Genomic DNA, 2,296 nt, shown 5'->3' on the forward strand with positions numbered 1-2,296 from the left:
CCAATATCCTTTTCAATAAACTAACGAAAGTTTAAATATAGAAAAAACGCCCCGGCGCGCCAACGCCAGGGCAAAACCAAATGAATACTATACAGGCCTGGAGGCCGGTAAAGCATCCCTATCACAAAGATATTTTACCACAAACCTCCGGCACCTGTACAGGTGTTATTTTTTTACGCAAAATAAGGAGGTATATCTATGCCAACAGCAAAAAAATTACCATCCGGTTCCTGGCGCTGCCAGGTATATGATTACACAGATGACAATGGCAAAAGGCATTACGAATCGTTTACCACGGATACAAAAAAAGATGCGGAATTCATGGCCGCCCAATTCTCGCTTGAAAAAGAACAGCGCCGGCATATGTCCTCAAGCTCTTTGCGCAATGCAATCGACGTATACATAGAAACATCCGATGCTATACTGTCACCCACAACCATCCAGGGATACCGTAAAATCCAGAAGAATGCATTTCCGGATATTATGGAACTTCCGCTCAAGAAACTAACCCGTCAGAGCCTTCAGGACGCTGTTAATCTGGAAGCAAAACGTCCCAACGCAAAACGCAAGGACAAGGCCCCTATCTCCGCCAAAACGGTCCATAATGAGTATGGCCTTATAACCGCCGTCCTCAATAAATATATCCCATCCCTGGACTGCACAGTGCGCCTTCCGCAGGTCGAAACACACATTAAGGACTTACCCCTGCCTGATGAGATTTACGCCGCTGTAAAAGGCTCAGAAGTAGAACTGGCTGTCATGCTCGCCATGTGGCTTTCCTTTTCCATGTCTGAGGTCCGCGGGCTGACAAAGTCAAAGTCTATCCGCGGCAATTACCTGGTGGTGGAAGAGGTTGTTGTTGACGTTGATAACCAGTCTATCGTCAAACGGAAGGGTAAGACAAAGACACGGACCCGTATGCACCGCATGCCGGTCTACATCCAGGAATTGATATCCCGGACGGATCCGCGAGAGGATCGTCTTGTCCCTATGACACGGTCGCAGGTGTATTTTCGATTCGTGAAGTTGATTGAAAAGGCCGGCTTGAAGCCGATGACTTATCATGACCTCAGACACGTCAATGCATCCGTCATGGCCCTCCTGCAGGTGCCAGATAAGTATGCTCAGGAGCGGGGCGGCTGGAAAACTGATGCTGTCATGAAAAAGGTATATACCCATACCTTCGGCCAGGAACGGCAGCGGGTGGATAATATGATAGATGAATACTTTGAGGAACAGATTGGAATAACAGAACCAGACATTCCGGAAGGATATATGGCGTGGCTGCGTAATATTGGGCGCCAAGACACCTTGGAATTAAGAGAGAAATATGCGGCATTTATGGCAGAGATATCAGAAACATGCAACACGAAATGCAACACGCAATAAAAAAAGCCTTGTAAAATCAAGGCTTTTGAACTGAAGCACGGGGGATTCGAACCCCCGACAACCTGATTAAAAGTCAGGTGCTCTACCGACTGAGCTAGTGCTCCATACATAATATTTAATTTGTGACAGTAAGAAATGCCCAGAACCGGAATCGAACCAGTGACACGAGGATTTTCAGTCCTCTGCTCTACCAACTGAGCTATCTGGGCATTTGAGTAGCGGGGACAGGATTTGAACCTATGACCTTCGGGTTATGAGCCCGACGAGCTTCCAGACTGCTCCACCCCGCGTTAACATATTATATTGTAACACCAAATTGGTATCACTTGCAACTTTTATTTGATAAAAAATGGATGGAGGTGGATTCGAACCACCGAAGCAATTTGCAGCAGATTTACAGTCTGTCCCCTTTGGCCACTCGGGAATCCATCCAGAATATTTAATATTAAGCCGATGATCGGACTCGAACCGATAACCTGCTGATTACAAATCAGCTGCTCTGCCAATTGAGCCACATCGGCGTATTATAAATCCGAACAATCGGTATTTTTTTACGTAAGAAATGGGACCTATAGGGCTCGAACCTATGACCCTCTGCTTGTAAGGCAGATGCTCTCCCAGCTGAGCTAAGATCCCATACCTTATATCAGATTCCCTAAGGAATCAACGACCCAGATCGGACTCGAACCGACGACCTCCGCCGTGACAGGGCGGCGCTCTAACCAACTGAGCCACTAGGCCGAATGAAACTTTCGTTTCAATAGGATATATCTTATAAATATACCCTCAAAACCGAACATTGAATCTAATCTCTTTTCTCTCCAAAACCTGCTTCTTTCAGGATAAGCCCTCGACCGATTAGTACTGGTCAGCTGCATACATTGCTGCACTTCCACCTCCAGCCTAT

Annotated in this window: 1 protein-coding gene and 7 tRNA genes; 1 reads left to right on the top strand and 7 read right to left on the bottom strand. The window is 46.6% G+C overall.

Annotated features, from left to right (window positions below):
* Positions 1-198: 198 nt before the first annotated feature.
* Positions 199-1,389, top strand: a complete 1,191-nt coding sequence (locus tag FYJ45_RS29150) for a tyrosine-type recombinase/integrase (protein WP_154468416.1) — start codon at positions 199-201, stop codon at positions 1,387-1,389.
* A gap of 31 nt (positions 1,390-1,420) precedes the next feature.
* On the opposite strand, the gene FYJ45_RS29155 is transcribed toward FYJ45_RS29150, so the two are convergent.
* The 7 genes from FYJ45_RS29155 to FYJ45_RS29185 form a co-directional block, all read right to left on the bottom strand.
* Positions 1,421-1,493, bottom strand: a tRNA-Lys gene (locus FYJ45_RS29155).
* A 32-nt stretch (positions 1,494-1,525) separates the two neighbouring features.
* Positions 1,526-1,598: transfer RNA gene (locus FYJ45_RS29160), tRNA-Phe, on the bottom strand.
* 7 nt (positions 1,599-1,605) lie between these two features.
* Positions 1,606-1,679, bottom strand: a tRNA-Met gene (locus tag FYJ45_RS29165).
* A 60-nt stretch (positions 1,680-1,739) separates the two neighbouring features.
* A tRNA-Tyr gene (locus tag FYJ45_RS29170) sits at positions 1,740-1,821 on the bottom strand.
* Positions 1,822-1,837: 16 nt separating this feature from the next.
* Positions 1,838-1,910: transfer RNA gene (locus FYJ45_RS29175), tRNA-Thr, on the bottom strand.
* A gap of 42 nt (positions 1,911-1,952) precedes the next feature.
* Positions 1,953-2,025: transfer RNA gene (locus FYJ45_RS29180), tRNA-Val, on the bottom strand.
* Between the two features lie 31 nt (positions 2,026-2,056).
* Positions 2,057-2,130, bottom strand: a tRNA-Asp gene (locus FYJ45_RS29185).
* Positions 2,131-2,296 lie beyond the last annotated feature (166 nt).

The organism is Eisenbergiella porci, assembly GCF_009696275.1.
Taxonomy (GTDB): Bacteria; Bacillota; Clostridia; order Lachnospirales; family Lachnospiraceae; genus Eisenbergiella; species Eisenbergiella porci.